This is a genomic window from Brevibacillus sp. 7WMA2, from assembly GCF_010748895.1.
Classification (GTDB): Bacteria; Bacillota; Bacilli; order Brevibacillales; family Brevibacillaceae; genus Brevibacillus_B; species Brevibacillus_B halotolerans.
The window spans coordinates 1,787,940-1,814,410 of the sequence record NZ_CP048799.1 but is presented as its reverse complement, the minus strand read 5'-3'; the positions used below and the strand labels follow the sequence as shown (position 1 = coordinate 1,814,410).

At 42.8% G+C, this 26,471-nt stretch carries 24 protein-coding genes and 1 riboswitch; of the genes, 20 read left to right on the top strand and 4 right to left on the bottom strand.

The genetic code is table 11. From position 1 onward, the window contains the following. Positions 1-20: 20 nt before the first annotated feature. The 7 genes from GOP56_RS06695 (at position 21) to GOP56_RS06665 (ending at position 10,355) form a co-directional block, all read left to right on the top strand. Positions 21-836 carry a hypothetical protein gene (locus tag GOP56_RS06695; protein ID WP_163245181.1) on the top strand — a complete coding sequence of 272 codons (816 nt, stop codon included), beginning with the start codon at positions 21-23 and terminating at the stop codon, positions 834-836. A 14-nt stretch (positions 837-850) separates the two neighbouring features. Beyond that, positions 851-1,264, top strand: coding sequence for a hypothetical protein (locus GOP56_RS06690; RefSeq protein ID WP_163245179.1), 414 nt, complete (start codon positions 851-853; stop codon positions 1,262-1,264). Between the two features lie 26 nt (positions 1,265-1,290). Further along, on the top strand, positions 1,291-5,505 hold the full coding sequence (essC, locus tag GOP56_RS06685) for a type VII secretion protein EssC (protein ID WP_163245178.1): 4,215 nt from the start codon (positions 1,291-1,293) through the stop codon (positions 5,503-5,505). Positions 5,506-5,656: 151 nt separating this feature from the next. Next, positions 5,657-5,926 (top strand): WXG100 family type VII secretion target, encoded by a 270-nt coding sequence (locus GOP56_RS06680; protein ID WP_003336004.1) that lies wholly within the window; start codon positions 5,657-5,659, stop codon positions 5,924-5,926. A 181-nt stretch (positions 5,927-6,107) separates the two neighbouring features. Further along, positions 6,108-8,231: a WG repeat-containing protein gene (locus GOP56_RS06675; protein ID WP_163245177.1), complete on the top strand. Its 2,124-nt coding sequence runs from the start codon at positions 6,108-6,110 to the stop codon at positions 8,229-8,231. Positions 8,232-8,394: 163 nt separating this feature from the next. Beyond that, positions 8,395-9,300: a LysR family transcriptional regulator gene (locus GOP56_RS06670; protein ID WP_003336006.1), complete on the top strand. Its 906-nt coding sequence runs from the start codon at positions 8,395-8,397 to the stop codon at positions 9,298-9,300. Between the two features lie 53 nt (positions 9,301-9,353). Further along, a complete protein-coding gene (locus GOP56_RS06665; protein WP_163245176.1) occupies positions 9,354-10,355 on the top strand; it encodes a lipoate--protein ligase in 1,002 nt (333 codons plus the stop codon). A 194-nt stretch (positions 10,356-10,549) separates the two neighbouring features. Here GOP56_RS06665 and nadE read toward each other — a convergent pair whose 3' ends face one another. The 3 genes from nadE to GOP56_RS06650 all read right to left on the bottom strand — a co-directional run bounded on the left by nadE (position 10,550) and on the right by GOP56_RS06650 (position 14,035). Then, a complete protein-coding gene (nadE, locus tag GOP56_RS06660) occupies positions 10,550-11,377 on the bottom strand; it encodes an NAD(+) synthase (RefSeq protein WP_031309866.1) in 828 nt (275 codons plus the stop codon). A gap of 160 nt (positions 11,378-11,537) precedes the next feature. Continuing rightward, positions 11,538-13,301, bottom strand: a complete 1,764-nt coding sequence (locus GOP56_RS06655) for a UbiD family decarboxylase (RefSeq protein ID WP_163245175.1) — start codon at positions 13,299-13,301, stop codon at positions 11,538-11,540. A 140-nt stretch (positions 13,302-13,441) separates the two neighbouring features. Continuing rightward, entirely contained in the window at positions 13,442-14,035 is a 594-nt protein-coding gene (locus GOP56_RS06650; protein ID WP_003336010.1) for a GNAT family N-acetyltransferase, read from the bottom strand. A gap of 539 nt (positions 14,036-14,574) precedes the next feature. Between GOP56_RS06650 and GOP56_RS06645 the strand changes: the two genes are divergently transcribed. The 12 genes from GOP56_RS06645 (at position 14,575) to GOP56_RS06590 (ending at position 24,061) form a co-directional block, all read left to right on the top strand. After that, complete coding sequence (locus tag GOP56_RS06645) at positions 14,575-14,931, top strand: hypothetical protein (protein WP_003336012.1); 357 nt, start codon at positions 14,575-14,577, stop codon at positions 14,929-14,931. A gap of 116 nt (positions 14,932-15,047) precedes the next feature. Further along, a riboswitch (TPP riboswitch) is annotated at positions 15,048-15,157 on the top strand. A 313-nt stretch (positions 15,158-15,470) separates the two neighbouring features. After that, on the top strand, positions 15,471-16,160 hold the full coding sequence (locus GOP56_RS06640) for a thiamine phosphate synthase (RefSeq protein WP_163245174.1): 690 nt from the start codon (positions 15,471-15,473) through the stop codon (positions 16,158-16,160). Positions 16,161-16,248: 88 nt separating this feature from the next. Continuing rightward, on the top strand, positions 16,249-16,464 hold the full coding sequence (gene thiS / locus GOP56_RS06635) for a sulfur carrier protein ThiS (protein WP_022586779.1): 216 nt from the start codon (positions 16,249-16,251) through the stop codon (positions 16,462-16,464). Between the two features lie 3 nt (positions 16,465-16,467). Next, entirely contained in the window at positions 16,468-17,244 is a 777-nt protein-coding gene (locus GOP56_RS06630) for a thiazole synthase (RefSeq protein WP_163245173.1), read from the top strand. Further along, positions 17,241-17,924: a thiamine phosphate synthase gene (thiE, locus tag GOP56_RS06625; RefSeq protein WP_163245172.1), complete on the top strand. Its 684-nt coding sequence runs from the start codon at positions 17,241-17,243 to the stop codon at positions 17,922-17,924. The genes GOP56_RS06630 and thiE overlap by 4 nt, the downstream gene beginning before the upstream one ends. Positions 17,925-17,951: 27 nt before the next feature. After that, positions 17,952-18,641, top strand: a complete 690-nt coding sequence (gene tenA / locus GOP56_RS06620) for a thiaminase II (protein ID WP_163245170.1) — start codon at positions 17,952-17,954, stop codon at positions 18,639-18,641. Next, positions 18,641-18,979 carry an ABC transporter permease gene (locus tag GOP56_RS06615; RefSeq protein ID WP_163245168.1) on the top strand — a complete coding sequence of 113 codons (339 nt, stop codon included), beginning with the start codon at positions 18,641-18,643 and terminating at the stop codon, positions 18,977-18,979. The genes tenA and GOP56_RS06615 overlap by 1 nt, the downstream gene beginning before the upstream one ends. Beyond that, entirely contained in the window at positions 18,967-19,341 is a 375-nt protein-coding gene (locus tag GOP56_RS06610) for an ABC transporter substrate-binding protein (RefSeq protein ID WP_163245166.1), read from the top strand. Before GOP56_RS06615 ends, GOP56_RS06610 begins: the two co-directional genes overlap by 13 nt. Before the next feature lie 109 nt (positions 19,342-19,450). Beyond that, positions 19,451-20,359 (top strand): hypothetical protein, encoded by a 909-nt coding sequence (locus GOP56_RS06605; RefSeq protein ID WP_003340515.1) that lies wholly within the window; start codon positions 19,451-19,453, stop codon positions 20,357-20,359. Positions 20,360-20,615: 256 nt separating this feature from the next. Further along, complete coding sequence (locus GOP56_RS06600; RefSeq protein ID WP_163245163.1) at positions 20,616-22,382, top strand: aromatic amino acid hydroxylase; 1,767 nt, start codon at positions 20,616-20,618, stop codon at positions 22,380-22,382. 307 nt (positions 22,383-22,689) lie between these two features. Continuing rightward, positions 22,690-23,397, top strand: coding sequence for a cytochrome c biogenesis CcdA family protein (locus GOP56_RS06595; RefSeq protein WP_163245160.1), 708 nt, complete (start codon positions 22,690-22,692; stop codon positions 23,395-23,397). Between the two features lie 16 nt (positions 23,398-23,413). Continuing rightward, on the top strand, positions 23,414-24,061 hold the full coding sequence (locus tag GOP56_RS06590) for a TlpA family protein disulfide reductase (RefSeq protein WP_163245157.1): 648 nt from the start codon (positions 23,414-23,416) through the stop codon (positions 24,059-24,061). A gap of 59 nt (positions 24,062-24,120) precedes the next feature. Here the strand turns inward: GOP56_RS06590 and GOP56_RS06585 are convergent, their stop codons facing one another. After that, the gene (locus tag GOP56_RS06585) at positions 24,121-25,215 is read right to left on the bottom strand and encodes a CotH kinase family protein (protein WP_163245154.1); all 1,095 of its coding nucleotides are present in this window, start codon (positions 25,213-25,215) and stop codon (positions 24,121-24,123) included. A gap of 148 nt (positions 25,216-25,363) precedes the next feature. Here GOP56_RS06585 and GOP56_RS06580 point away from each other — a divergent pair, with 148 nt between their 5' ends. After that, positions 25,364-26,458: a tetratricopeptide repeat-containing glycosyltransferase family 2 protein gene (locus tag GOP56_RS06580; RefSeq protein WP_003336029.1), complete on the top strand. Its 1,095-nt coding sequence runs from the start codon at positions 25,364-25,366 to the stop codon at positions 26,456-26,458. Positions 26,459-26,471 lie beyond the last annotated feature (13 nt).

Here is a 26,471-nt window from a genome sequence, read left to right as displayed (position 1 = left end):
AGCATTGTAAGGAGGCTAGTATGAAAAATCCGATTGAAACTATTTCAATCACGGATAAACAGCTATACTTTTTAGCATGCCTAACTGGTGCTGATCAAGTACTAGGTATAGCAGAGCCTTATGCTGGGTATCTAACAGAAGACTTGCAAGAGGAATGGGACCTAATAAAGACAGAGCTATTACACAAAGGGTATATTTTTGAAGATGAGACAGGCTTGTACATAGATGAGATGGTAAATTCCCTTGTAGCTCCGTGTGGACATGCCACAACGTGCTGTTATTTTCGTTACACGGATAAACATAGAGAAGATTATGAGGGGTATTTTCATTTTGACCGAGAAGTTGTAGTGGAAAAAATAGCAGCAGTAGGCGGTAAAAACGTATATGAGCTACTAGCCTTAGGTAACCCCTTAGAAGCCAGTAAAACAATGTGTAATCGAATCAGAAAAAACGCTGAGGAAAAAGTAGTAGTTCCCTCTATTGAACTACCAAATGCCATTTTTCAACAGATCAGAGGAATGGTAGAAACCGCCTCTATTGATGAGATTTGTGCCACCTTAAAGGATTATCAGTGCCATCAGGATGCAGCAGAGGCTTTTGCTCAGTCCTTGAAAGCTCAATGGTGCGAGGGACAACTAATTACAATGTCATGGCATCAAAATGAATGGAGCTTAAATGGCATGACGTTTCTGACCTCTAGTATTGCCAATTGGCTGATTCGTTTATTTGTGAAGGAACGAGAGGATTGGGTATGCATTTCTCCCAGCTCTCATATGGAAATGGATGACATTTTGCAGGAAATCATTTTAGAAAAGCTGGTCGCTCAGACGATCTAAAAAATGGTGGAGAAATGGATAAAATCATTGTGACAATTGTAACAAATGCTGATAAAAGTAAGTGGCCGGACTTTGAATTACCGACTCATTTCCCTTGTCAAATGATTGCCGAAAAGGTCTCTCGCATGGTAAAAGTCAGTGATCCCCATAGAGGGACTGATGCAAGATATCTGCTAGAAATGAAAGTGGGAGAACATGAATGGAAAATCCTTTCGTCAGACTCCACATTGTCAGAGTTAGGTGTCAAGTCCGGGGCATATTTGAGAGTACAGCGTAGCTTTTCTACTGGTGGGGAGGGCCAAACAATTGAAGGTTGGCGCTCATTATATCAACAACCATTATCTGAATCTGGGCATGTACATCCAGCAAATGAGAAAAAAGACAAAAACAAGAGCGAGCTAAAAGGGTATGTGTGGAAAACCTTATAAACGAATACAGGGGAGGGGGAGCAGGAATGGCCTATGATTATTTTCAGCGATCACCGCGCTTAAAGCGTACATTACCCAAGCAAACAGTAGAAATCCATCGACCTCCTCTTGTTCCCCAACCACCCGCTTTCTCCATCATTTCTATCTTAATCCCCATTATTATCACGGGGATTTCGCTTTTTGCTTATTTATATATGGGATCGAGAATGAATACGGGAAACAAGAATTTTTTTGTGTTTCAAATGATTTTTATGAGCACCATGATTATTTCATACACAGTTCCGGTGTTTACCTATCTGCATAACAAGAGAAAATATCGTAGACAGTCAGAAACACGGACCATTCAGTACCAGGAGCAATTAGAGAAACACAGAAGAGAATTAAAAGAGTTACAAATGGAACAGCAAGCCATTATGCACGAATTGAATCCGTCTGTTTGGGAGTGTATACAGCGGATAGAGGAGAGAAGCAGTTCGCTATGGGAGCGTTCTACACGTGATGAGGATTTTTTACAGTTGCGTTTGGGACTAGGAACGCTGCCAGCTACCTATCAGATTATAGCGCCCAAACAGGAAGGCTATGAGACAGAGCCTTTGATTGAGGAAGCCCAGGCGTTGGCTCAAGCCTTTGAAAGAGTTGAGTCGGTTCCTATTCAACTACCCCTGTATCAATCGAAAGTCATAGGCGTAGTCGGTGAGCAGGAGGCTATTCTAAATGCGATTAGAGTGATGGTATTGCAGATGGCGACACATCACTCACCAGATGAGGTGAAAGTCGCTGCCTTTTATCCAGAGTGGGAAGAAGAGCAATGGAAATGGCTACGCTGGCTGCCGCATACTTGGGATGATGAACAGACCATGCGATTCGTTGCTCAGGAAAAAGGAAGCGCTCACCAACTACTCGACGTTTTGTACAGTCAGCTAAACCGGCGGAAAATGACGAGGGCTCCTGATTTTCGTAAAGAGGCAGAGGTACCTTGCTGGGTGTTTATTCTGTCAGCGCCCCATCTAATTGAGGACGAGCCTATTTTGCCCTTACTTTTAAAAGAGGCTGAAGCAATTGGAGCATGTACGTTTTTACTGGCGGATAGGAAAGATTCGTTGCCTATGCAGTGTCAATTGATTGTGGAAATACAGGACAATCGCGGTGTTTGTAAAGAAACGGTGACAGGGGATGTGACTGGTCTAGAAGAGGGAGAAATTGCATGTACTATAGACGATCTCCCATTAGATAAAGCGGAGCATGCTGCGCGAATGATGGCAGGTGTAAAGGTTAAGCGCTCTACATCAGCAGAAATTCCACAGCGACTATCGTTATTTGAGCTTTTGGGGATTGAAAAAATAGAAGATTTGGATGTAACTGCACTTTGGCAGGCGAATCGGTTTCCGCAATCCTTGCCAGTTCCAGTGGGAGTGCGAACAGGTGGAAAAAAAGTCCTGTTGAATATACATGACAAAATAGAACGGCGTGGGCATGGTCCGCATGGATTAATGGCTGGCACGACAGGTTCAGGAAAAAGCGAGGCTATTCAATCCGTTGTTGCCTCATTAGCCGTTCATTATCATCCTCATGAGATGACTTTTCTATTGATTGACTATAAAGGCGGGGGAATGTCTAACACGTTTAGAGATTTACCGCATTTGATAGGCTCCATCACCAATCTGGATGATCAGCTTGTAGAAAGAGCGATGGTTTCATTACGCGCTGAGTTAATCCGTCGGCAAAAAATTTTAAATGAAGCAGGAGACCTTCAGCACATTGATGAGTATTATGAAACGACATGGCGGATGACTCATCCGCTACCTCATTTGGTTATTATTATTGATGAGTTTGCTCAACTAAAAAAAGAGCAGCCAGAGTTTATGAATGAACTAATATCAATTGCAACCATTGGTAGAACGTTAGGCGTGCATGTAATCCTAGCTACGCAAAAGCCTGGCGGTGTCGTAGATGATAAGATTTGGAGTAATGCCCGTTTTCGTATTTGTCTTAGAGTTCAGGATGATGCAGATAGCCGGGAAATGCTAAAGATACCGGATGCAGCATGGATAACAACGCCGGGGCGTGGCTACTTACAGGTGGGGAGCAATGAGGAATTTGATTTGGTCCAGTTTGCCTGGAGTGGCGCACCATATCTGGCAGAGCAGACGCGAAATCAAAAAGAACCGGAGATTTATGAGGTTTCATTAAGTGGAAAACGTACGAAATGTGAGATAAAAGAAGAGCTAAACACAGATCAAACGAGAAAGCAAAAGAAGCAGCTTCAGGTCGTAATGGAATATCTGGCAAGCATAGCAGAGAGAGAAGGGGTCAGCCGATTACCTGGTCCGTGGCTTCCTCCTTTGCCCAAACAGCTTGCTTTAGAGGATATTTCAGAGTGTACATACGGTTGGAATGGTAAGGAATGGAGAGCCAATGCCCCGGGTCTTTCTGCCATTGTAGGCTTAGTAGACGATGTGGCACAGCAGCGACAGGAGCCATTGCTACTATCACTAGAGGAAGGGCATTTACCTATTTATGGGATGCCGGGAACAGGAAAGACTACATTTTTACAAACCTTACTATTATCCCTGGCTACTCGTTATTCTCCAGAACACCTTCATTTTTTCTTGTTGGATTTTGGGCGAACGCTACGCGACTTTTCGTATTTGCCTCATGTTGGCTCCGTCATTTTGGATGATGAAACAGATAAAATCAAGCGTTTATTTCGTTATCTGCTTGAGGAGGTAGGCAGACGCCGAGAGCTACTTGCAAATAGTGGTGTGAAAACACTTCGAGCGTACCAAATGTCTACGGGGAAGACCGTCCCTAGAATTGTCGTATGCATAGATGGCTATCTAAACTTCCGAAATCAGTACTCCTATGAGAATGATCAGCTAGAGCAGCTAGTAAGAGAAGGGGGAAGCGTAGGACTTTCTTTCGTTGTGACTGCTAACCGTATTACAGATATTGTGGAGAGAATACGAGGTAACTTTTCTCTGGGAATTGCCTTTGAACTATCTGATCCAAGCGACTATTATTTTGCGGTGGGGCGTCCTACAAAACCACCCGTCCATTTATCAGAAGGAAGAGGGCTAGTGAAAGGACAAGTGCCTCCACTTGAGTTTCAGACTGCTTTACCCATAGCGGGCAACGACGACATGCAGCGCTCGGTTCGACTGCGCAATGTAATGGAGCAGATGAGCATTGCTTGGAATGGGGACCGTCCAAAAGAAATTTTGTCACTACCACAGGTTATTTTCCTGGAGGAGCTATTAGCTATCAAGTCTGTTATTCCTAATAAATCCTCTCTCTCTACTGTATCGGATAATGGCATATTCTCACCTTCTAATTCATTTAGAGTTCCTGTAGGTATATATGTAGATGATTTAACTTTGTTTGAAGTAGATGTAAAAGAAGGCCCGTATTTTGTGGTAGGGAGTCCGATGGAAGGGGGAAAAACCGCCTTTTTAATGACATGGGTGCTATCTCTATGCGATCGGGTGTCTCCACAAGATCTGGAAATTTACTGTATCGACTTCCGACCTAGTTCCGTATCCTTACTAGCTCTAGAACACGTAACACACGTAAAGGGGACGGCCACTAGAGAGAGCGAGCTTACAGAATTGCTTACTACTCTAAGTACGAAAATAAAAATGCGCCACACCCATGATGATCAGCTAAAAAATCAATCTTACAGAGAGCAATCGACTTCTTCTCAGATGTGCAAGGAGGAATTGTTCAATCAGGCTGAATCCATCAAAACAGATAAATTAGAGGACCAAAATCATAAGGAGCCAGCTCTTCTACTGGTAATTGATGATGCAGATTTATTTTTCAAGCAGATCACAGATTATCAAATCAAGGATCAATTGACTCAGTTGCTTCGACAAGGCAGAAGCCGCGATCTGTATGTGATTATCTCTGGGGTGCCATCTGATTTTCCATATAGTAGCAACGATTGGTTATCCGAGATTAAAAATATGCAAACAGGCTTTTTATTTGGCAGTATTGATGCTAATGACTTGGCTTTCTTGAAAATCCCATCGACGGAAGCTAGTCATTATCCGCATGCTGCCTATAATAAAATGCTGCCACCAGGTCAGGGCTACTTTGCTAAAAGGCGTTATCATCGAGTCAAGGTAGCTATGCCTTTCAACGAGGAGCGATCCCTACAAGAGCTCATCCACACTATCAATCAAAAATGGGTACAGAAGGATGCTTGTAGGCCGATAGATTCACAAAATAAAAGTTATTGTTAAAAATTGAAGGGCAAAAGTCCTTTTTAACTATAAGTGAACATAGGTGTTTCTTTCTAAATCGGCTTCCTTACAAATTGGGAATTGTTTCTAAAAATACTCTAGGCTACAATAGGACAAAAGAGAATGTGAACGACTTGGGGGGAAAAAGAACATGTCACGCATTTTAATTTCGCCTGATCAAGTGGATGAAGTAGCAAACCAGTTTCAACAAAGCAAGGAACAAAGTCAGCAAGTGATTGATCGTCTGAACCAACAAATTCATCAAATGGAAGGTCAGTGGGACGGGATGACGAAGCAAAAATTCTTCCAGGAATTTCAGGAAGCGAACAGGCAAATGACTGGATTTGTCCTGTTGCTTGAAAGTATATCACATGAATTACATGCAATTGCGACGAAGTTCCGTCAGGCGGATTCTCAATAAAGCAAGAAAATCAGAAAAGGACTAGGTGGGAAAGAGAGCCTAGTCCTTTTCTCAGTGAGAGATTACATAGGACAAAAATCAATAGTCAAAAATCCATTGAACGCGCCTGTATGTTTTTTTGCGTTCCACCATCTATGTTTATTATATGAATACTACGAGGTAAGAAAGAGAGGAGGCTCTCATGGTATTTCAGCCGAGAGTAGAGGAAGAGCTTCATCTACACAATGCTACATATACAATCGGCGAGCATCCAGTCGCTCCTCATGTTCCCTACGGTCAGGAGGGGCGTCAAGGAATTGTCTATCAAATGATTCCTCGAAAAGAAGCAGATTCCAAGTGGAAGGCATTAAAGGTGTTTCGTCAGCAGTATAAAGATCCAAAGCAGGTTTATCTTTCTGAGCAAATCAGGGACTTTGCTAGTTTACCAGGGCTATCTGTATGTGACCGCGTTATATTGACACCTCAGAAACATGGAGAGCTATTAAGTCAGCATCGCGATCTGATGTATGCAGTGGTTATGCCCTGGATAGAAGGACCTACTTGGATGGATATTATTATAGATAAACGGGCATTAAGCCGGGCAGACAGCTTAACTACAGCACGGTCATTAGCTAAAGTTTTATCAACTATGGAACAACAAGGGTTAGCTCATTGTGATTTATCCGGTCCCAACTTGATTTTGCCAGGTTTGGTTAGGGATCAGGTAGAAGACGGCTTTTCTTATGTAGAGTTGGTAGACGTAGAGCAATTATATGGACCGAGATTGGAGCGGCCTGATGTCTTATTTGCAGCATCTCCTGGCTATTCCCTGCCACAAACCTCTCCATTAGGCTTATGGAGTAAATATGCTGATCGATTCTCTGGAGCTATTTTACTAGCCGAGATATTAGGCTGGTATGATGAAACGGTCAGAGAAGCCGCTTGGGGAGAAAGCTATTTCCATCCAGAAGAGATACCTCACAGCTCAAAAAGATATCCACTTTTGATAGATTCTATTCGTAATTATTGGGGGGCAGAGATTGCTTCCTTGCTTGATCGTGCTTGGCAAAGTAAGGAGCTAAATGAATGCCCAACTTTTGGAGAATGGTTACTCGCTTTAATGGATGTACAGGAAGAAGGGCAGATAGGATTCGAAAAGCAGAAGATGGCCGATCAACCACCGATTCATATCTCCATACCGCAAGCAAACATGCCTTTTTCTAGAAAAGAAACAGAACGAATGCTTGCTCCGGAAATCTTGAAAACGGAAGAAAACGCACAGGGAGACTTTGCAAATTTACCTGCCATCTACAAAAAAATAGAACGTGCTAAACAGTGGGAAGCACAAGGAGAGCTGGAACGTGCAATAGAGACGTATCGAGCTGTGCAGAAGCAACTAGAGCCTCAGCATGCTCTAGCCCAGGATTTATGGATGATAATCGCTGAGCTTGAAACAAAAATAAAAACTCAAAAGCCTCTCCCAGAGGAGAAAGCATCCCAATCGGCACCTGCCAAGCAGGCGGAACGTAAAAACAGCATGGCTAAAAAATCGCTTGGAGCAGGGGTGGCAGCTGCCTTTTTTCTCGTAGCAGTTGGTGGTCTTATGTGGAGTAATGAACAAAATAAGAAGCAGACAGTCAATGCTATTGAGATAACAAAACCTCCGGAAGCGGAAAAACAAGATAAGGAAGCGCGAGAACCTTTGGAAAAAGAAGCTGTGGAACAACTAAAGGCTGCTAAAAACCTACAGGAGATAGCCGTACAGGAGGAGCAGCTAGCGAAGCAGAAGGCTGAACGCGATGCCAAAGGACAAGCAGCTCAAGGAAAGAAAGAACAGACGAATGAGCAACAAGCCCCTAAAAAAACCACTAGCATAAAGCCTGAAAAGACCAAGAAAGATATACAAGTAAAGGAAGTAGCGCAGGGCAAAACAAAAGCAGCTCAGGTGTCACCTACTAAAGTAACGTTACATACACAAGAAAAAGACAAGATACAGGTGAATCAGAAAAAAAGCACTCCAAAGCCGAAACATCCCACTCTTATCCCTAGAGAAAGGGCAGGGAAGTGGGGCTTTGTTGAGTTAGATTCAACTGGCTCTGCTAATGTCGTGGTCGAGTATCAGTATGATTATGCAATGCCTTTTTCGGAAGGTTTTGCTGTAGTGAAGAAGAATGGTAAATTTGGCTACGTGAATACTACAGGTCAGGTAGTCATTGCATTAACCTATGATTGGGCTTCTAGCTTTCAAAATGGAAAAGCTACAGTGAAAAAGGACGGAGAGAATGTAGTCATTAATCCTCAGGGGATAGAATTGCATACCCAGTAGCCACCCTGTTCCGGTTTTAATAGCCCTAAAACTAGTTGCCACGATTCTCGATTCTCGATAAGAAAATGATTATCCATCCCCTTCTGGACGCGTTTAGAAGGGGATTTGGTGCTGAGATAAGAATAAGGAAGGTATAAACGAGTCAGAGGAGGAGTTCTGATCCATGAATTTCGATTCCCTACGAATTTTTGTCAAAGTAGTAGAAAAGCAAAACTTCTCCCGTGCTGCTGAAGAGCTTAATCTGTCGCAACCCGCGGTCAGTCTACATATTCGCAATTTAGAGGAAGAATTTGATACTAGCTTTATTATTCGTTCCCCAAAGCATGTGAGGGTGACTAGAGCAGGAGAACTTTTTTATCAGAAAGCCAAACAGATTCTCTATGCCGTAGATGAAACCCGATTGGAGCTGCAAGCCCTCAAGCAAGAAGTAAGCGGCCTCCTTTCCCTTGGTGCAAGCTATACGATTGGGGAGTATTTCTTGCCTAAGCAATTGGTTATGTATACCAAGGAGTATCCAAAGGTACAGACGCAGGTAAAAATTAATAATACTAGAGAAATCATTGAGGCGTTAATCGATGAGAAAATCGATGTAGGATTAATTGAAGGGTCAATCAGTAGCTCTGATGTGGATGTGCAGGTTTTTATGGAGGATCAATTGGTGCTGCTTGTTCCAAACGACCACTCTTTGGCACGCAAAAAGGTTGCAACTCAGGCTGACTTAGAGAACCAAGTATGGATTTTTCGTGAGTTTGGGTCAGGGACACGTGAGCAAAGTGATCAAATTATCCAAGAGCTAGGGATACAAGTAAAGCGTTATTATGAGTTTAGTAGCAGCCAAGCAGTTAAGGAGGCAGTAATGGCCGGACTTGGCCTGTCAATTGTTTCTGGTTTGATTGCGAAACGCGAGGTTTTTTTGAAAGAATGTAAAGCGCTTGCGATCAGTTCAAATTCGCATAAACGTCTTTTTTCGCTCATTACAAAAAAAGGTAGACCGAAAAGTAGGGCGGCTCAATTTTTCGAAGACATGATATTGCAATCTCCAGAGCTTGAGCAACAGAGTAAGAGATGAGATAATAGAGTGAAAATCATTCTTACTGACAACTGGCACTGGAGGGCATCAACATGAAATTCATTGACAATCAAGGCATTACAGACCCACGAATCAATCTAGCTATTGAGGAATATGCCTTAAAACACCTGCCGGCAGATGATGATTATCTGTTGTTTTACATAAATGAGCCATCTGTTATTATTGGTAAAAACCAAAACACGATCGAGGAAATTAACGCGGATTATGTGGACGAGCATCAAATTCACATTGTCCGCCGTTTATCAGGTGGTGGTGCGGTTTATCATGATTTAGGTAACCTAAACTTTAGCTTTATTACCAATGACGATGGCAAGTCCTTTCATAACTTTAAAAAGTTTACGGAACCAGTTGTGTTCGCTTTGAAGGAAATGGGAGTAGGGGCTGAATTAAGTGGACGAAACGATATTCAAGTCGGTGAACGTAAAATTTCGGGCAACGCTCAATACTCCACGAAGGGACGCATGTTTAGCCACGGTACTCTCTTATTTGACTCTGAAATGGAGAATGTAGTAGCAGCGCTGAAGGTGAATGCTGCTAAAATTGAATCGAAGGGTATCAAGTCAATCCGTAGTAGAGTTGCTAATATCACAGAATTTTTACAGAAACCAATGACTATCGAAGAGTTTAAACAACAAATTTTACACTCCATCTTTGCTCAGGGTGAAGTAAGTGAATACGTGTTGACTGAAGAGGATTGGAAAAACATCCATGAACTATCCAAGGAACGCTACCAAAATTGGGAGTGGAATTATGGAAAATCACCGAAGAGCAATTTCCAACAAACCAAACGTTTTCCGGTAGGAACGATTGAGCTTCGCCTTGATGTGGAGAAGGGAAAAATCAAACACGCAAAAATTTATGGCGATTTCTTCGGAGTAGGGGAAGTATCTGATATTGAGCAAAAGCTTACCGATATTCCGATGGAGAAGAAAGCGATCCGTGAGGTTTTGGAGTCACTTCATTTGCCAACCTATTTTGGGGCTATTACGGTCGAGGAATTATTGACGCTGTTTTTTGACCATGACAACGAATAGCAAATTACGACATTCCTATTCAGGATGCATGTTATAAAAAAACTAGGTGATGATTTCGCCTTGTTTTTTTGTTTTTGGTTTTTATAAATGAAAAGCAGGCTAGCAGCATCAATCTGCTAACCTGCTTACATCATAAGCCTTTAGGTATTCGGATAGGGCAAGCATCGTTTGCCCTCCCAGCTATGTAACGAGCTTTATTTTTGTTCCTTCCACCATGTATCAAATGGCGTAACGGGAAGGTGGCGTTTGTGTGCTGTACGAAGGTAACGCTGATCAATTTTTTCAGCAATCTCGCTTGGAACAGATTTCCCTTCCAAGTAATCGTCTAATTGCTCATAGGACATGCCCAGCGCTGTTTCATCAGGTAAAAGTGGTTTATCATCCTCAAGATCTGCTGTAGGTATCTTGGCATAGAGAGATTCCTCTGCACCAAGAGCTTGTAATACCTGTTTACCCTGACGCTTGCTAAGGCCTGTGAGAGGTGTTACATCACAACCACCATCTCCGAATTTAGTGAAAAAGCCGGTAACCGCTTCAGCCGCATGGTCTGTTCCAATCACTAATAGTTGGTAGTGGGCGCCTAGATCATATTGAACCTTCATACGTTCGCGTGCTTTAATGTTTCCTTTAAGAAAGTGAGATAATTGTTCTCCAGTAGCTTCCTCAAAGGCTTGTACGGAAGCATCTACAGCTGGTTTTATATTAACCGTAACCGTGCGATCGGGCTTAATGAAAGCGAGCGCACGCTGGGCATCATCTTCATCCTGTTGAACTCCATATGGCAATCGAACAGCGATAAAGCTATAATCCTTACCAGTTTCTTGGCGAATCTCATCCACGGCTAATTGGGCGAGACGACCTGCTAATGAAGAATCTTGTCCACCACTAATTCCAAGTACATACCCTTTGGTGTGCGTTGCAAGCAGATATTGTTTTAAAAATTCCACTCTTGATCGTATCTCTTGCTGCGGATCGATGGTCGGTTGCACATCCAGTTCCGCTTGAATTTGTTTTTGTCGCATGCTTATCCCTCCATTGCTCCGACTATCTTCTTTTATATTATATGGGTTTTCCTTGCAAAGTAAATCTGGTAATAGAAAAACCTCCTTCCTCTGTCATCTGAGGTAGGAGGTTGTCTATTTCCTGTACGCCGATCTAGAAGCGGCACACAAGGACTATTACTTACAGGTGAGGAAAGTATTCCTTCCAACGTCTGCTGACCAGTTTGTCAATGTCTGGACGGGTTTCGACTTCTGCTGGATAGAACGGCTTCATACGAGCATCTACGATTAATGGCCCTTCATAACGGATTTTATTGCGTACGATAGTTGATTTGGCATAAAGATCGTTTGCTGGGTCAAAGCGCGTAAAGACTGTCCAGAGGAAGCTGCTTTCCTTGCGAGAGATTGCAGCGTCATCAACGATACAAATCATAGGCCAGTCCGCTACATGTTCATTGGCATAAGCGATCAAATCTTCCCCTATTTGCGGGGAATCTTCAAATTTTGGTCCTGAAATTACGAGACAGCCTGGGCAAAAAACCTCTACATGAGGAAAACGCGGGATGTCCGGCCCGTTATAAGTGTGTAGCAGGTCACGAACAGGATCGCCAATGCCGAGCATTACCCCTTTGCTACCATGATTAAATTTGCGTCCTGTATAATCAAGTGTATCGTTGGAGGTATCGTTGACAATCAGTAGATCACGTTCCGGTTGGAAACGAGCTAACACGATCTCTAAAAACTTACTGAACTGCGATAGGTCACAATGCACATCCGTTACCATCAAAAACTTAGTTAATGTAAGCTGACCTTCCCCTAGAATTCTAAAGGCATGGGCCATTGCTTCTTTATAGTAGCTTTCGCGTACGATTGCTCCTGCTAATGCATGGAAGCCGGTTTCCCCATACGTCCAAAGAGCCTTCACTCCAGGCATGACCACAGGGAAAAGCGGTGACAGCAGACTTTGCAGGTATTCACCAATAAAGAAATCCTCCTGGCGCGGCTTACCAACCACCGTAGCTGGATAGATGGCATCTTCCCTGCGCCACATTTGCTGCACATGGAAGACAGGGAAGTCGTGAGCTAAGGAATAATAGCCAAAATGGTCGCCAAACGGTCCTTCTGGTCGGCGAACATGCGGAGGGACAATACCGCCAAACACGAATTCTGCTTCCGAAATAATTTTATGTGGATGATTATCTACATCGGTCATTCCTAGCTTTTCTCCCATTAAGAGAGAGGAGAAAATAAGTTCCGGAACCATCTCCGGTAATGGAGCAATAGCAGAGACAATCAAAGCAGGTGGTCCGCCAACTGTCAGGGTTATCGGCAAAGCACGGTTACGTTTTTCTGCCTCATAATAGTGGAACCCACCACCTTTATGTATCTGCCAATGAATACCCGTAGTATTTTCATCATATAGCTGAATACGATACATCCCCAGATTGTGTTCTTTACTGACGGGATGCTCTGTGTAGACAAGTGGCAATGTAACAAACGGTCCCCCGTCTTCATGCCAGCTAGTAATAGCCGGTAGTTCATGTAAATTGACATCAGTTGTATGTACCTGAGCGACAGGAGCATTTTTTAACGATACGTTTTTCGTACCTGTTTTCATGACACTTAATAAAGGATCACGTAATCCCCAAAGGGCAGAGAGCTTCGGGGGCATCAGCTTGTCCATGTTACTTACTAATTGCTGAATGATCTTTTCTGGCTTTGGTCCGAATGCCATATCGACCCGTTCACGGGTTCCAAATAGATTGGTTACAATAGGGAAGCTTTTCCCTTTAACATTTGTAAAAAGAAGAGCTGGCCCTTGTTCATCAATGACTCGACGATGAATTTCTGCCAATTCCAAATAGGGATCGACAGGAGTATCAATCTGCAATAATTGTCCTTCATCGCGAAGCTGTTGGATAAAAGTTCGTAAATTTGTATGCATGAAAAGAGGTCACCTCATAATCTATCATCGCTTGTTGATCTCTATTCTTAACTGTACACGAACTGGTTGCATTGATCTAGCCTAAGATTGTATAAAATGAGCGAAATGGGGAGGTTTTTTTCAAAGAAGGGTGTACTTTTCTATGAGTAACGTTGCATCATAAGGGCCAGCTTCTCTTTTACCTGAGGCCATTCTGAATCAATGATCGAAAACATAGCAGTATCACGGACATAACCATTGGCCAGACGCATATGCTTGCGGAGCGTGCCCTCATAGGTAGCCCCGATTCGCCGAATAGCTCGTTGTGAGTTTTCGTTGCGAGAATCGGTTTTAATTTGAACGCGAACGCATCCGAGATGTTCAAAGCAATGGCTTAGCAACAAATATTTACATTCCGTATTCACGCCTGATTTCCATACGCGTGGAGTAAGCCAGGTTGAACCAATTTCTAAGTGATCATCCTTACTTGAAATATTCATAAAACGCGTAGTACCAATAATGCGTTGGGAGGAACGTTCCCTAATGATAAAAGGAAATTCTACTCCTGCATCCTTTGCATCGTATGCTTTTTTAAAATAGGCTTTCCAGTCCTCATTTGTAACCATTGCCTTCGGTAAAAAGGTCCAAATTTCGGGAAAGCTTCCGACCTGCTGAAGCTCTGCTTCGTGTTCTGGCTGTAGCGGTTCGAGTACCACGAAAGTTCCTTGTAGTGGAATGGGAGTAATAACAAGCATGTAATTGGCCCCTTATCTATGTGAAAGTTCTGAATCCTTTTTGCTATCAACAGATTAAAAGGTATTCAGCAGAGAAGCAACTCATTTTTTAGGAGTGCTGTACATTGATAGCTGGATGATTTAGGGGAGCGAAATCCACCTCCATGTGTAACTTTCACTCACATCGGGGAAACTAAGCCGAACAATCGGGAGGTGAGTCAAACCATGTCCAGCAAGAACAACAAATCTAAAAATAAGGCGAAAAACAGAGGGAAAACGCTAGATACCAATGACCAAAACAGTAACATTCGCGATAATGGAAATACGCATAAAGCATAAATGTGTGTAAAACATCAAGGTCCCCTTTCTAGAGAAAGAGAAGGGGACTTTGATTGTATACATGAAAATGTTATTTTTGTAATAGAACGATTATTTTGATTTGTATTCAATGTACAGTATGGTAAGGCTAGAACTGGGCAAAATGCCACCTAGAGGAAACATTCATGCTATAATAAAAATAAATCTACGGCAGATAGATGGGAAGAGACGGAGGCATACTTGTGGAAGACTCAATGATGCACCTACATGCAAACGAAGTAGTTCTTAGCACACAAGCATTTTTAATCTTGTGCCGTTTGTATGATAGTTTTTACGATGAATTAAGACAGCATGAGCAACTAAATGAGGTGGCTGAGAAGACAGCGGCGATTTTATTAGATGGCGTTGAGGCTTTAAAAGAACAGACGCAGCCGCCTAAACAAGTGGTGATGGCGTTAGATTTCTCCAGTTTATTTTTAGTAAAAAAGCTGGTAGAACAAGCATATCGGGAAGTAAGAGAAGTACCGGAGCAGGCCAAGGCTCTGGGATGGTTAGAAGAGTGTATGCAGGCAATGAATAAGGGAATGATTACACACTGATACGAGGTAGAATGATCTGGTGTGAACAATGAACGAGAATTTTTCTAAAGAAAATCTATCTGTTTACAAATAAGTAGTGACGTGGTACTGTAAAAGCGAATTCAAAACTTTATAACTTTGTACCGAGCGGGGGCCGAGCTGTCGGCTGAGATTGTAACACGATGCGTTACTGACCGTTGAACCTGATCTGGTTAATACCGGCGGAGGAAGAGGGCAACCGAGAACAGAGTGAAGATAACTTTGTTCTTTCAGATGCATACGAAACCATCCGCTACGGGTGGTTTTTCTTTTTATAAAAAACAACCTGTAGCCGTTTACAGTATGGATCAAAAAAGCAGTAAGCTACTAATGATTATCAGCTTACGAACAGCTAGTTCAGCTTAGCCTCCGCTATCCATTTCGGTACTATCCGAAAAGACAGCGGAGGCTTTTTTGATGTCAGGCCATGAATGGTCCAACTAGATCGGTCAGCTATAGAGGTTCGTTTCAAACAACAAGAAAAGGCATATGCGAATGTTTTTGCGAAAGGAGTTGAATTTTTGCGAGCACGCTCGCTTCATCTCATTACCACAGGGCGTCAAACTCTCAGAGAAGTGTTGCCCATTATAGAGAAGGCAGACCAAGCAGGAGTAGATTATCTACACATTCGGGAAAAGCAGCGGACAGCAAGGGAATTAGCTGAATGGATCAGGCTCTTGTCGGATGTTTTTCCAAGGGATCGAATCATCGTAAATGACCGTGTGGATGTAGCAATGGCTTATCATTGCGGCGGTGTACAGCTTGGACAGCAAAGTTTGCATGCCAGCTTGGCAGGTCGTATGCTGGCCCCCCACCAATTGCTGGGTTGTTCGGTTCATAACGATCAGGAATGCTTGTCGGTACAATCGTTACAACCCTCTGACCAGTACGATTCATTGACAGAACATGATATCGTACCAAGCCGTCCTCCAACCTTTGTGATAGCGGGGCATGTCTTTGTGACGGAATGTAAGCCCGGCGTAGAACCGCGTGGTCTTCCCTTTGTAACGCGAATGCGGAAACTGTTAGCTCCTAGTATCTCACTACTTGCGATAGGCGGCATAACTCCGCATCGTGTTAAGGACGTGATAGCGGCTGGAGCGGATGGTATTGCTGTAATGTCGGGGATCATGCAGTCAGCACAACCGCAAGAAAGGATGAAAGAGTACCGTGATCAGCTTGATAAAACAGCAGAAAATGCTATCCAGTAGCTACTCTATTCGATTTTTGCTTAGGCTACGCCAAACGCTGGAAAAGATAGGCGTAAAAACAATCACGCAAGAAACGAGGTGACCGTTTTTGCACGCTAGCACAGTACAGATTCAGGTTAATGGGAAAGCAACAAGTGTAGAAAAAGATACGACTGTAGAGCAATTGCTTGTTCATTATGGATTGGAGCAAAGAATAGTGGTTGTTGAGCACAATCAAATCATCCTTGATCGTTCCAGCTATGCCCATACAGCCATAATGGATGGGGATCGCATAGAAATAGTTCATTTTGTTGGAGGAGGATAATCGATGACGGATACGACTTTACGAATTGGAGAGTATGAATTTAGCTCACGTTTTTTAATTGGTACCGGGAAATTTCCTTATTTGGAAATTCAGCGAGCAGCAGTAACGATCTCTGAAGCGCAAATTATCACATTTGCGGTACGTCGTTTAAATTTGGAAAAAGGAAACGAGCCTACCTTTTTAGAATCGCTTGACCTCTCAGCGTATACACTGCTCCCCAATACAGCAGGAGCAACCACCGCAGAGGAGGCTGTACGTATTGCACGTTTAGCAAAAGCGAGCGGATTATGCGACATGATTAAAGTAGAAGTAATTGCAGACCAAAAAACGTTATTGCCCGATCCAATAGAAACCCTGCGAGCATCTGCGTTATTGGTGGAAGAAGGCTTCACTGTTTTAACCTATACCAATGATGATCCTATTCTTGCGCGAAAGCTACAAGAAGTAGGCGTTCATGCTGTAATGCCCGGTGCCTCCCCAATTGGCTCTGGTCAAGGTATTCTTAATCCTCTGCACCTTAGCATTATGATCGAAGAGGCGACAGTTCCCATCATTGTAGATGCTGGAATTGGTTCACCCTCAGATGCAACGCAAGCGATGGAGCTAGGTGCAGACGGCGTATTATTAAATACAGCAGTTGCGTTAGCACACGACCCTATACGAATGGCAGAAGCAATGAAGCTAGCGATTCAGGCTGGACGAAAAGGCTTTTTAGCAGGACGCATTCCTCGAAAACGCTATGCTTCCGCTAGTAGTCCGATAGAAGGAATGCTGACATGAAGCTGGCTCGTCTCGCTCTTTTATCTCAAAAGTGGAGTATCTATTTAGTAATAGGTAGTCAAGATTGCAGGAACTCCGTTGAAAACATGTTTCGTATCTTGACAGAGGCACTTCAAGCGGGAGTCGGATGCGTTCAGTGGCGGGAAAAAGGAGCTGGTTCCATCAGCGATGCGATTCAAAGAGAGCAAATTGCGATTCGTATGAAAAAGCTATGTCATACATACGATGCCATTTTTCTGATTAATGATGATGTGAGCTTGGCTTGCAAGGTTCAGGCTGACGGGGTGCATGTAGGACATGAGGATATGCCGTTTGCCCAGGTTAAACAATTAGTTCCTCCTGAGATGATCATTGGAATATCAGCCGGCAATATAGAGGAAGCTCGGATCGCTCTTACATATGGAGCTGATTATTTAGGGGTAGGGCCTATGTATACATCGAAAAGTAAAACGGATGCTGGGGAGCCAATCGGTCCCAATGGACTTTCCGCTATTCGCAAATTTGTAGGAGGGTACCCCATTGTGGCTATAGGTGGAATTAAGCCAGAACATGTAAGTTGCTTGCGAAAAAATGGAGCCGATGCTATCGCAGTCATTTCAGCTATTACACAAGCACCTGATACCAAAAAAGCCGTTCAGGATTTTATTTACCATGTTCATAAAAATCATAGTTATACATGAGTTCGCATAAAAGGAGGCTGTACGCCGATGAATACGCGAGAAATAGAAATCGCTTCTTTTACAGAGCTTTTATACGCAGAAGCAAAGCCGATTTGGGAAAAGACGCATCTTCATCCTTTCATTACTGGCATTGCTAATGGGAATTTACCGATCTCTGCATTTATCCATTACATGAAGCAGGATTATCTCTTTTTACAGGAATATGCAAAACTATTTGCGATTGCGAGCGTTAAGACAGCGCGTTTAGACTGGAGCGGTCGATTTGCCCAAATCATGACATCAACACTACAAGAGGAGATGTCCTTGCATCGGGGATACGCTCAACGACTAGGCATTTCCCAAAGTGAATTAGAAACGGCCGAACCATCATTCGTCATGCTTGCCTATACAAGCTATATGCTACAGATCGCTCACCAAGGTAGCTTAGGAGAAGGACTGAGTGCTTTGCTTCCATGCATGTGGAGCTATCAGGAAATTGGGAAAAGATTAGCACAAAAAACGGGGGTAATCGATCATCCGCAGTTTGGCGAGTGGGTGCGGATGTATAGTTCTGATGAATTTGCCAACTCGACGGACTGGCTGAAAGGTGTACTTAATGAAATTGCCCGTGACAGTAACAAACAGGAGCTTGCTCGGATGAAACAGCATTTTATCGCTGCTTGCAAAATGGAGTATTTATTTTGGGATATGGCTTATCTAGAGCAGACATGGCCGTAATGCAAAGGAAAGGGTGGCAAAAAGTCATACAGGAGGTCTGGAAAAAGAATCGGCATATCGGATGGGTTCTCGCTTCCGTAGGTACTTTCCTCCTGTTATGGGAAGCAAGTTGTCGCTTGCTTGAGCTACCTGCATTCATTTTGCCAGCGCCTTCTCTTATTGCCGTTGCGCTCTGGGAGCTACGCTATCAGTTATTTACGACACATCTGTGGATTACATTACAGGAAGCGCTGCTAGGACTAGTGATCTCTATAATCGTAGGGACAGGAATTGCCATATGCATGCATCTTAATGAGAAAATGAAAAAGATCATGTACCTGTTCGTTTGTTTAGATTGACTGATTATGGTGTACCCAGCTATTATGAATTGGTGTTGGTCACAAGTGATCAGACGGCAGCAAAAAAGCGGGAGGCGCTCGAACGCTTCCAGCAAGCGATACAAAAAGGGCAGGCTTATGTTGCTTCTCATCCGAAAGAAGCACTGGAAGCACTTTTACAGCATGAAGCCACAGAATTTCCTTTAGATAGAGAGATTGAACACAAAAGCCTGAAGGTCTTACTTCCTTTGATGGATGCTAAGGGTCAACCTTTTGGCAGCCAGGATACAGCCCAATGGCAGGAGGTCATTGACTGGATGGCTACTAAGAAGCTCATTTCTAATACTTTCTCAGCTCAGGAGATTCTTCCAGTAGTAAAATAATGTATAATAAGAAGAAATGAATGAGAAAGCGCCTGTTCATGGCGCTTTTTCTAGTCTGTTCACTATGGATTTTCCAAGGAACAAGAGTAATTATGGGGGGTACATCATTTTGAAAAAAAACATCTATCACATCGGCTATGAGCGAGTATCCAGACGCGAATTACTGGAGCGTTTAGACATAGAAGATGGATTCATGTTGCAACATGATCGCCTCCATCCTGTTGATGCAGATAAAGAAGAAGTGGCGCCAGAGTGTGAGCAACATCAGATATTGGTTCGCTATCAGCACCGACCAAGCGAATGGATAACTTTTAGTGGTACGTATCAAATCCAAACAAGAGAACCAATACCTTGGATTGATGCACCTTTAGAATATCATTTATTTGGTGAGCAATTAATTCCAGGTAATTATCGACGGGAAAAGGCACCACAAGCCCGCATACCAGCCCGGACAAAGCTACAAATCACGGCAATTCGCGATGGAATTGTATACGTTATGGTACCCAACCATCCGTCAAGGCGATATGAGATCAAGCTGGAGGATGCTCGATTTGCCCGCCATTTTCCTACAGAGCTAGAAATGCGATTGCAGTACTACTCGTTTCCACCCCATCCAGACATTTTAGTCGATTGGCTATTGCAGGAGGGAAGGAAACGTGGCATGATAACTCGCTTAAATGGAGAGCATACAGAGCGCACTGCTTTTGAGGTTTGGGAAGATCTGCGTAAGGAATACTCGTTAAGCGTGAGCGCAGCGATTTTAGCGATTAAGCAGGCATTGGTCGTCATGGATAGGGCCGGAGTGGAGGCGGATTTTCCTAACCCGGTTAAAAGTGCCGATATTTCTAGCTACAGTGAAGAAGAGCGAGATGCCTTTTTTTCTTATCAGACCGTACGTGCGGCGCTTGCTGCTGTCTCAGCCTTGCTAACCATCGACCCGATGGATCAATTGCAGGATCATTTATTGATGGATGTAATGCTAGAGCAACAACAAAATCGACGTTCCTCTAAGGAATAACGAAAGCATTCATGCAAAGGGAACATATGGATTGCGACAAAACAAATAGAACCCCAATCTGAATGTATCGATTGGGGTTCTTGATTTTACATGCGAGCATAGATGCCTTGTTGCGTTACAGTATCATAGGAATTGGGTGTTTGATAGGCAAACTTTTTTACTCCATTTTCCACCAAAAGATGTTATAGTAAATCTTATAATGATAGCGCTTTCTATTGCCGGAATATCGTTATTTTGCTAAGGGAGGTATAAAGTTATGAGTCACATTGAATCTGATTTTTCATTGGTCAACATTCCTGTTCATTTAAAGCAATTCGTTGTTGACCAAGACTATGACAAGTATACACCGATAGATCAAGCTGTTTGGCGATACGTTATGCGTCAGAATTATAATTTCCTAGGGAAAAGAGCCCATACCGCTTACTTAGATGGCTTGCAAGCATCTGGTATCAGTATCGAAAAAATACCGAATATTCGTGAAATGAATCGGTGTTTATCGGAAATTGGTTGGAGAGCAGTAAGTATCGATGGTTTTATACCAGCCGTCGCCTTTTTTGACTTTCAGGCTCATCAAATCCTTCCAATCGCTTGTGACATTCGTACTTACGATCATGTGGCTTATACACCTGCACCTGATATCATTCATGAAGCTGCCGGGCATGCCCCAATCATTAAAGACGAGAAATATCGTGACTATCTGAAAATTTTTGGAGAAATTGGTTCTAAAGCCATTTCATCACGGGCAGATTATGAGTTATATGAGTCGATTCGCTATTTATCTATCGTAAAAGAGGATATCAATGCGACGGAAGAACAAGTGCTTGCAGCAGAAGAAGACCTAGCTCGGAAAACAGCGGCGGTTACGGAGGTTTCAGAAGCTACTCAATTATCCCGTCTCTATTGGTGGACAGTCGAATACGGCTTAATTGGAGATGTTGATCAGCCCCAAATCTATGGAGCAGGGCTATTGTCCTCTGTTGGGGAAAGCATGAGCTGCTTAACAGATGGGGTTAAAAAAATCCCGTTTTCACTCGATGCTTGTATAGAAACTGATTTTGATATCACCAAGCCTCAGCCCCAATTGTTTGTTTGTCGAGATTTTGATCAATTAATTGAAGCGGTGCTTGAAATGAAAGAGAGAATGGCCGTGCATCTTGGTGGCACTGAAAGCTTGCATAAGGCAATCAATAGTGGCCAAATCACTACTAGTGTGTACAGCTCTGGTCTACAGGTAAGCGGCACGCTACATCATCTTATCTTGGATGATCAGGGAGAAGCGATTTATATAGCGACAGAAGGACCTACTGCCCTCGCGTTTGAAGATATTGAGCTGGTGGGTCATGATAAATCCTATCATAGCCATGGATTTTCTTCCCCCATTGGCAAAATAAAAGGAAACGAGAAGCCATTAGAGGATTGGACCGATGCCGAACTTGAAGCCTATGACTTAGTTGTAGGTAAAAAAACGGTGGTATGCTTTGCTTCAGGAGTTGAAGTCGTAGGTCGTGTTTCCTATATTGATCGTATGCAGGATAAAGTGGTGCTAATTGGATTCGATGAATGTAGTGTACGCTATCAAGAGCGTATGCTGTTCCAAGCAGAATGGGGGACCTACGATATGGCAGTCGGAGCCGAGATTGTCTCTGTCTATGCAGGAGCTGCTGACCGGGAAAAATTTCAATCGGGTACACATCAACCCTCAGAGACCCAAACCCGTCGTCCCATATACACAGACGTGCAAAAAAGACAGCAGCAGTTGTATCAAATTGTTCGTAACCTACGGATAGAAGAAGGGGCTGAAGAGGAACTGCCAGAGAGCTTGCAAGCTATTAGGCAAGAACTAGATGCCTCTTATCCAAACGATTGGCTATTGCGATTGGAAATTTTAGAAATCATGATGAATCATCATTTCCCGGAAGCGGACTGCCAGCGACTTCACGCCCAAATAAAAGCAATTGGTGATGCTGATCATGAATTAGCTGTTTTGATTGCGAATGGCCTGTCTTTGTTGGAAAATAAATAAGAAAACCAGGCCGCCGGTGGGATTTCCTATCAGGCGGTCTCAGTTTTGGAATGCAAATGTTCCTCTTGGTACTGTGAATTCAGTCTCGTTCTTTGCTGAAGTCATCGCTTGTATGACCTTTTCATAAAGACTTCTCACGTCATTGATATTTTGTCAGTTATCTAAATAAAATAGAAGAAGAATGACTCACGTACTGCTGTGAGTTTTGTCACACTTCGTTCACCTGTTATGCAGAACGGAGCATGAATGAATAACTGTGGACTAGAATACATAACAGAAAGAGACTTTTGGGAAATGGGGGCCAATTATGGATACACAAATTACAGTATGGCTAGCATTTGCAGCAGGACTTCTCTCGTTTATATCACCTTGTTGCTTGCCGTTATACCCATCCTTTTTATCTTATATTACTGGGGTTTCGGTTTCAGAGATGAAACAAGGAAAATCTGTATTTCAGCGACAAGCATTGTTACACACCTTGTTTTTTATTCTAGGCTTCTCTCTTGTCTTTATCGCACTCGGATTGTCAACCTCATGGGTTGGTAGCTTATTTGCATCAAAAAAGGATTTGATTAGGCAACTTGGTGCTATTTTATTAATTTTTATGGGATTAGTAATTACAGGGGTATTAAAGTTTGATTTTATGATGAAAACATGGAAGAAGGACATAAACAATCGTCCGCTTGGGTATACTGGTTCTATCTTGGTGGGAATTACCTATGCTGCTGGCTGGACTCCCTGTGTAGGGCCGATCTTGTCAGGGATCATTACGCTTGGAATGGTGAACCCAGAGAGTGCCCTTACTTATACGCTTGCCTATACGATAGGGTTTGCCCTGCCATTCTTCGTGATGACCTTCTTCATTAGTAAGATAAGCTGGATCATGAAATACTCGGACAAATTAATGAAAATTGGCGGGGGAATCATGGTTCTTTTCGGGATTTTGCTGTACTTTGATAAGCTAACAGATATCTCTATCTACTTAATTAAAATTTTTGGACAGCCTAGTTTATAAAGGAGCTGGATAAAGCATGCGGCAGGTTTTTATCATTCTCAGTTTGCTCGTTCTGGGAGGAGGAGCGATTTACCAAAGCGAGGTCAAAAGTAAATCGCTGCCTACTCCGCAACCAATATTGGGACAGTCTATAAAATCTGAACCACAGCAACAGCATCAGGCGAAAGAGACAACTAAAACTCAAGTACAACAAGAGGTCTCTAGTCAGATAGAGCCAAAAGCCAACCCAACCATTGCGCAAGGGGCTAAAGCTCCTGCCTTTGAACTTCCAAGTATGGATGGAACTAGATACAAGTTTTCGGGACAAAGACAGAAGCCACTGGTTCTAAACTTCTGGGCAAGCTGGTGTGGTCCTTGTAGAATGGAAGCTACTGATTTACAAAAGTTATATGAAAAAAATAAAGGCAACGTAGATTTTTATGCAATTAATCTGACCAAAACGGATGATTTAGATTCCGTCAAGGGATTTGTAGATACCTATAAGCTGACGATGCCGATTCTCTTCGATCAAGATGAAACAGTAGCAAAGCAGTACCAAATCCTCGCTATCCCAACGACTTTTATTATTGATCCTAATGGGGTTGTTACGTATAAGGTAATGGGATCGATTCAACCGGGCGTGTTTCAGGCAGAGCTAGATAAAGTAGTCAAAGCAAAAAAATAACGATGCTAAAAGACTGCTATTGCAGGATTTCCTAACAAGAAATGAAGAGCGATATATGTTTACAAAGTATCAAGCTGTCCTTTTAAAAAATGATTTCGATCGTTAATAAAACGACAAATATAGTCAGGCTCGGCGTCAAAGACGTTGAGCTTTTCTTTTTTGTGCGGATCAATCTGGAGGTAGGGACGTAGCAGGCGATGGAGAGACTCGATTCGAGGGCCTATATATTCGGGAGTAAACCAGGAATTTAGTATTTCTGCCATTCTATCTTTGTAGAGCTGTCTGTATGTAGAAGTATCTAGTAGACGAGCGCTCAAGGTATTGTATCCGTCTATATCAACAAAATCATAGGCCATTTCTTTTCCATTACAATCTCGCCCCCAGGTGGCGTCATAATCCCATGGAATAATCTCAAATAAACCTGTCCTCGAATTTCGATATAAAGCGTAATTATGAATAAAACCGTCAAAATTTTGGGTGCATACAGCCCCTGCTAGCCAACTTAGATATTGGTTGATATTAAGGTATCGAGCAATGGTTTCTTCAAAATCAGCTCTTGGCGTTGTATTTATGATATAAATCAATTCTCGGAGGAGCTGGATATCCTCCTCTTGGCCATATTTGCGTCGATACCCTGCGTCTAGGCGTGGTTTTACCTCCTCTGTTTTGGGGCTTAACAAGGAAAAATTAGCGTTTCCACTAACAGCGTAGAAAATTGGACCTAGTGGTAGCTGGCGCCTTTGTAAAAATAATTCATCGACAGATTCTAATTGAAGATAAAGACCTTCACTAACTCCATTTTTGCATAACACCACAAACGAAGTAGCAGGCGATAAGACACCGAGGAACTCAAAAAAGGCAAATGACAAGGCATTTCGCATGAACGAGGGGTCCAGCATTTCAGCATTAAGATGAACCTCGCGTTGTCCCTGAAAACGGTTGTCATCAGAAAAATAGAGAGTATAAGATTTTTTCGCCAATTCTCGTGTATGGGCACCGCGATAGGAAAGCTGAATGGGGTACGCTTTCTGCTGGATGGAGAGGAAAGCATCTATGCGAACATCCGCTCTGATATGCTGATCCAGGTAAGCAATACCCTCATCTGAGACAGTTACATAATAAACCTGTGGCAAGGCGTGCGACAGAATTTCCATAGAACCCTTCCTTTCTGCTTTATCTTATGAGGAATACGGGCTCTTGGCGCTATGTTTTATTGAGAATAGATAAAGAAATAGTTCACCTTTTTATTTGCAGGAAATATACATACAAAAGTGAGCAAAATTAGCGACATGAGGTGACAGCATGATCACAATTAGTTTATGCATGATCGTGAAAAATGAGGAAGATAGTTTGGCGAGATGCTTGGATTCTGTGAAGGACCTGGTAGACGAAATCAATATTATTGATACAGGCTCGACTGATGGGACTGTAGAGCTTGCAAAACAGTATACGGATCGCGTTTTTTTCTTTGAATGGATTGACGATTTCTCGGCCGCTCGTAATTTTGCCTTTACGAAAGCAACACAAGAATATATTTTGCATCTGGATGCAGATGATTTCCTCTTGGAGATCGACCGTGAACGGTTACGAACCTTGAAGGAAACATTAGATCCGGCTGTTGACTCAGTCACCATGAAATATCACACTGCCTTTGATGAGTTCGATAATCCTATTATGTCTTTCCGCCGAAACCGTCTGGTGAAACGAAGCAATAATTTCCAATGGATTGGTGCTGTGCACGAATATTTAGCTGTTTGGGGAAAAATTATCGACAGTGATATTGCTGTGACTCATAAAAAGATTCATCAGCACGAAGGGTATTCGACGCGTAATTTGCGAATTTATGAAAAAAAGCTGGAGCGCGGGGAAGAATTTACCATAAGGGACTTGTATTATTATGCAAATGAACTGCGAGATCATTCTTTTCATGAAAAAGCGATTGAATATTATATCAAAATGCTCGATTCTAAACAAGGCTGGATTGAGGATGAAATCAATGCGTGCTACAAGATCGCAGATTGTTATGTTGCCTTAGGGGATAAAGAGAAGGAATTAGAATATATAATCAAAGCCTTTTCTTATGATACTCCACGGGCTGAGGCTTGCTGCCGATTGGGTCATATCTTTTTTGGCAAAAAGGAATATCTAAAAGCAATTTTTTGGTATGACCTAGCTACTAAGGTCAAAAGACCGGATAGCTGGGGATTTTTTACAGAAGCATGCTGGACGTGGCTTCCGCATATTCAATTATGTGTTTGCTACAATCGCATTGGACAAAATGAAAAAGCCTATGAGCATAACGAACAAGTAGGGAAGTATCGACCAAATGATCCAAAATATTTATTCAATAAAAAGCTAATAGAGGGATTGTTGAATAAGGAGGAGTCAGGTAGCTAACTTCTTTCACAGG

Coding starts and splice junctions, on each gene's coding strand:
- thiE (WP_163245172.1), top strand. CDS start 17,241: ATGAAGCTGGCTCGTCTCGCTCTTTTATCTCAAAAGTGGAGTATCTAT.
- GOP56_RS06590 (WP_163245157.1), top strand. CDS start 23,414: ATGCGGCAGGTTTTTATCATTCTCAGTTTGCTCGTTCTGGGAGGAGGA.
- GOP56_RS06675 (WP_163245177.1), top strand. CDS start 6,108: ATGGTATTTCAGCCGAGAGTAGAGGAAGAGCTTCATCTACACAATGCT.
- GOP56_RS06665 (WP_163245176.1), top strand. CDS start 9,354: ATGAAATTCATTGACAATCAAGGCATTACAGACCCACGAATCAATCTA.
- GOP56_RS06655 (WP_163245175.1), bottom strand. CDS start 13,301: ATGCATACAAATTTACGAACTTTTATCCAACAGCTTCGCGATGAAGGA.
- GOP56_RS06695 (WP_163245181.1), top strand. CDS start 21: ATGAAAAATCCGATTGAAACTATTTCAATCACGGATAAACAGCTATAC.
- essC (WP_163245178.1), top strand. CDS start 1,291: ATGGCCTATGATTATTTTCAGCGATCACCGCGCTTAAAGCGTACATTA.
- GOP56_RS06650 (WP_003336010.1), bottom strand. CDS start 14,035: ATGCTTGTTATTACTCCCATTCCACTACAAGGAACTTTCGTGGTACTC.
- GOP56_RS06680 (WP_003336004.1), top strand. CDS start 5,657: ATGTCACGCATTTTAATTTCGCCTGATCAAGTGGATGAAGTAGCAAAC.
- GOP56_RS06580 (WP_003336029.1), top strand. CDS start 25,364: ATGATCACAATTAGTTTATGCATGATCGTGAAAAATGAGGAAGATAGT.
- GOP56_RS06600 (WP_163245163.1), top strand. CDS start 20,616: ATGAGTCACATTGAATCTGATTTTTCATTGGTCAACATTCCTGTTCAT.
- GOP56_RS06615 (WP_163245168.1), top strand. CDS start 18,641: ATGCAAAGGAAAGGGTGGCAAAAAGTCATACAGGAGGTCTGGAAAAAG.
- GOP56_RS06595 (WP_163245160.1), top strand. CDS start 22,690: ATGGATACACAAATTACAGTATGGCTAGCATTTGCAGCAGGACTTCTC.
- GOP56_RS06630 (WP_163245173.1), top strand. CDS start 16,468: ATGACGGATACGACTTTACGAATTGGAGAGTATGAATTTAGCTCACGT.
- GOP56_RS06670 (WP_003336006.1), top strand. CDS start 8,395: ATGAATTTCGATTCCCTACGAATTTTTGTCAAAGTAGTAGAAAAGCAA.
- nadE (WP_031309866.1), bottom strand. CDS start 11,377: ATGCGACAAAAACAAATTCAAGCGGAACTGGATGTGCAACCGACCATC.
- tenA (WP_163245170.1), top strand. CDS start 17,952: ATGAATACGCGAGAAATAGAAATCGCTTCTTTTACAGAGCTTTTATAC.
- GOP56_RS06690 (WP_163245179.1), top strand. CDS start 851: ATGGATAAAATCATTGTGACAATTGTAACAAATGCTGATAAAAGTAAG.
- GOP56_RS06585 (WP_163245154.1), bottom strand. CDS start 25,215: ATGGAAATTCTGTCGCACGCCTTGCCACAGGTTTATTATGTAACTGTC.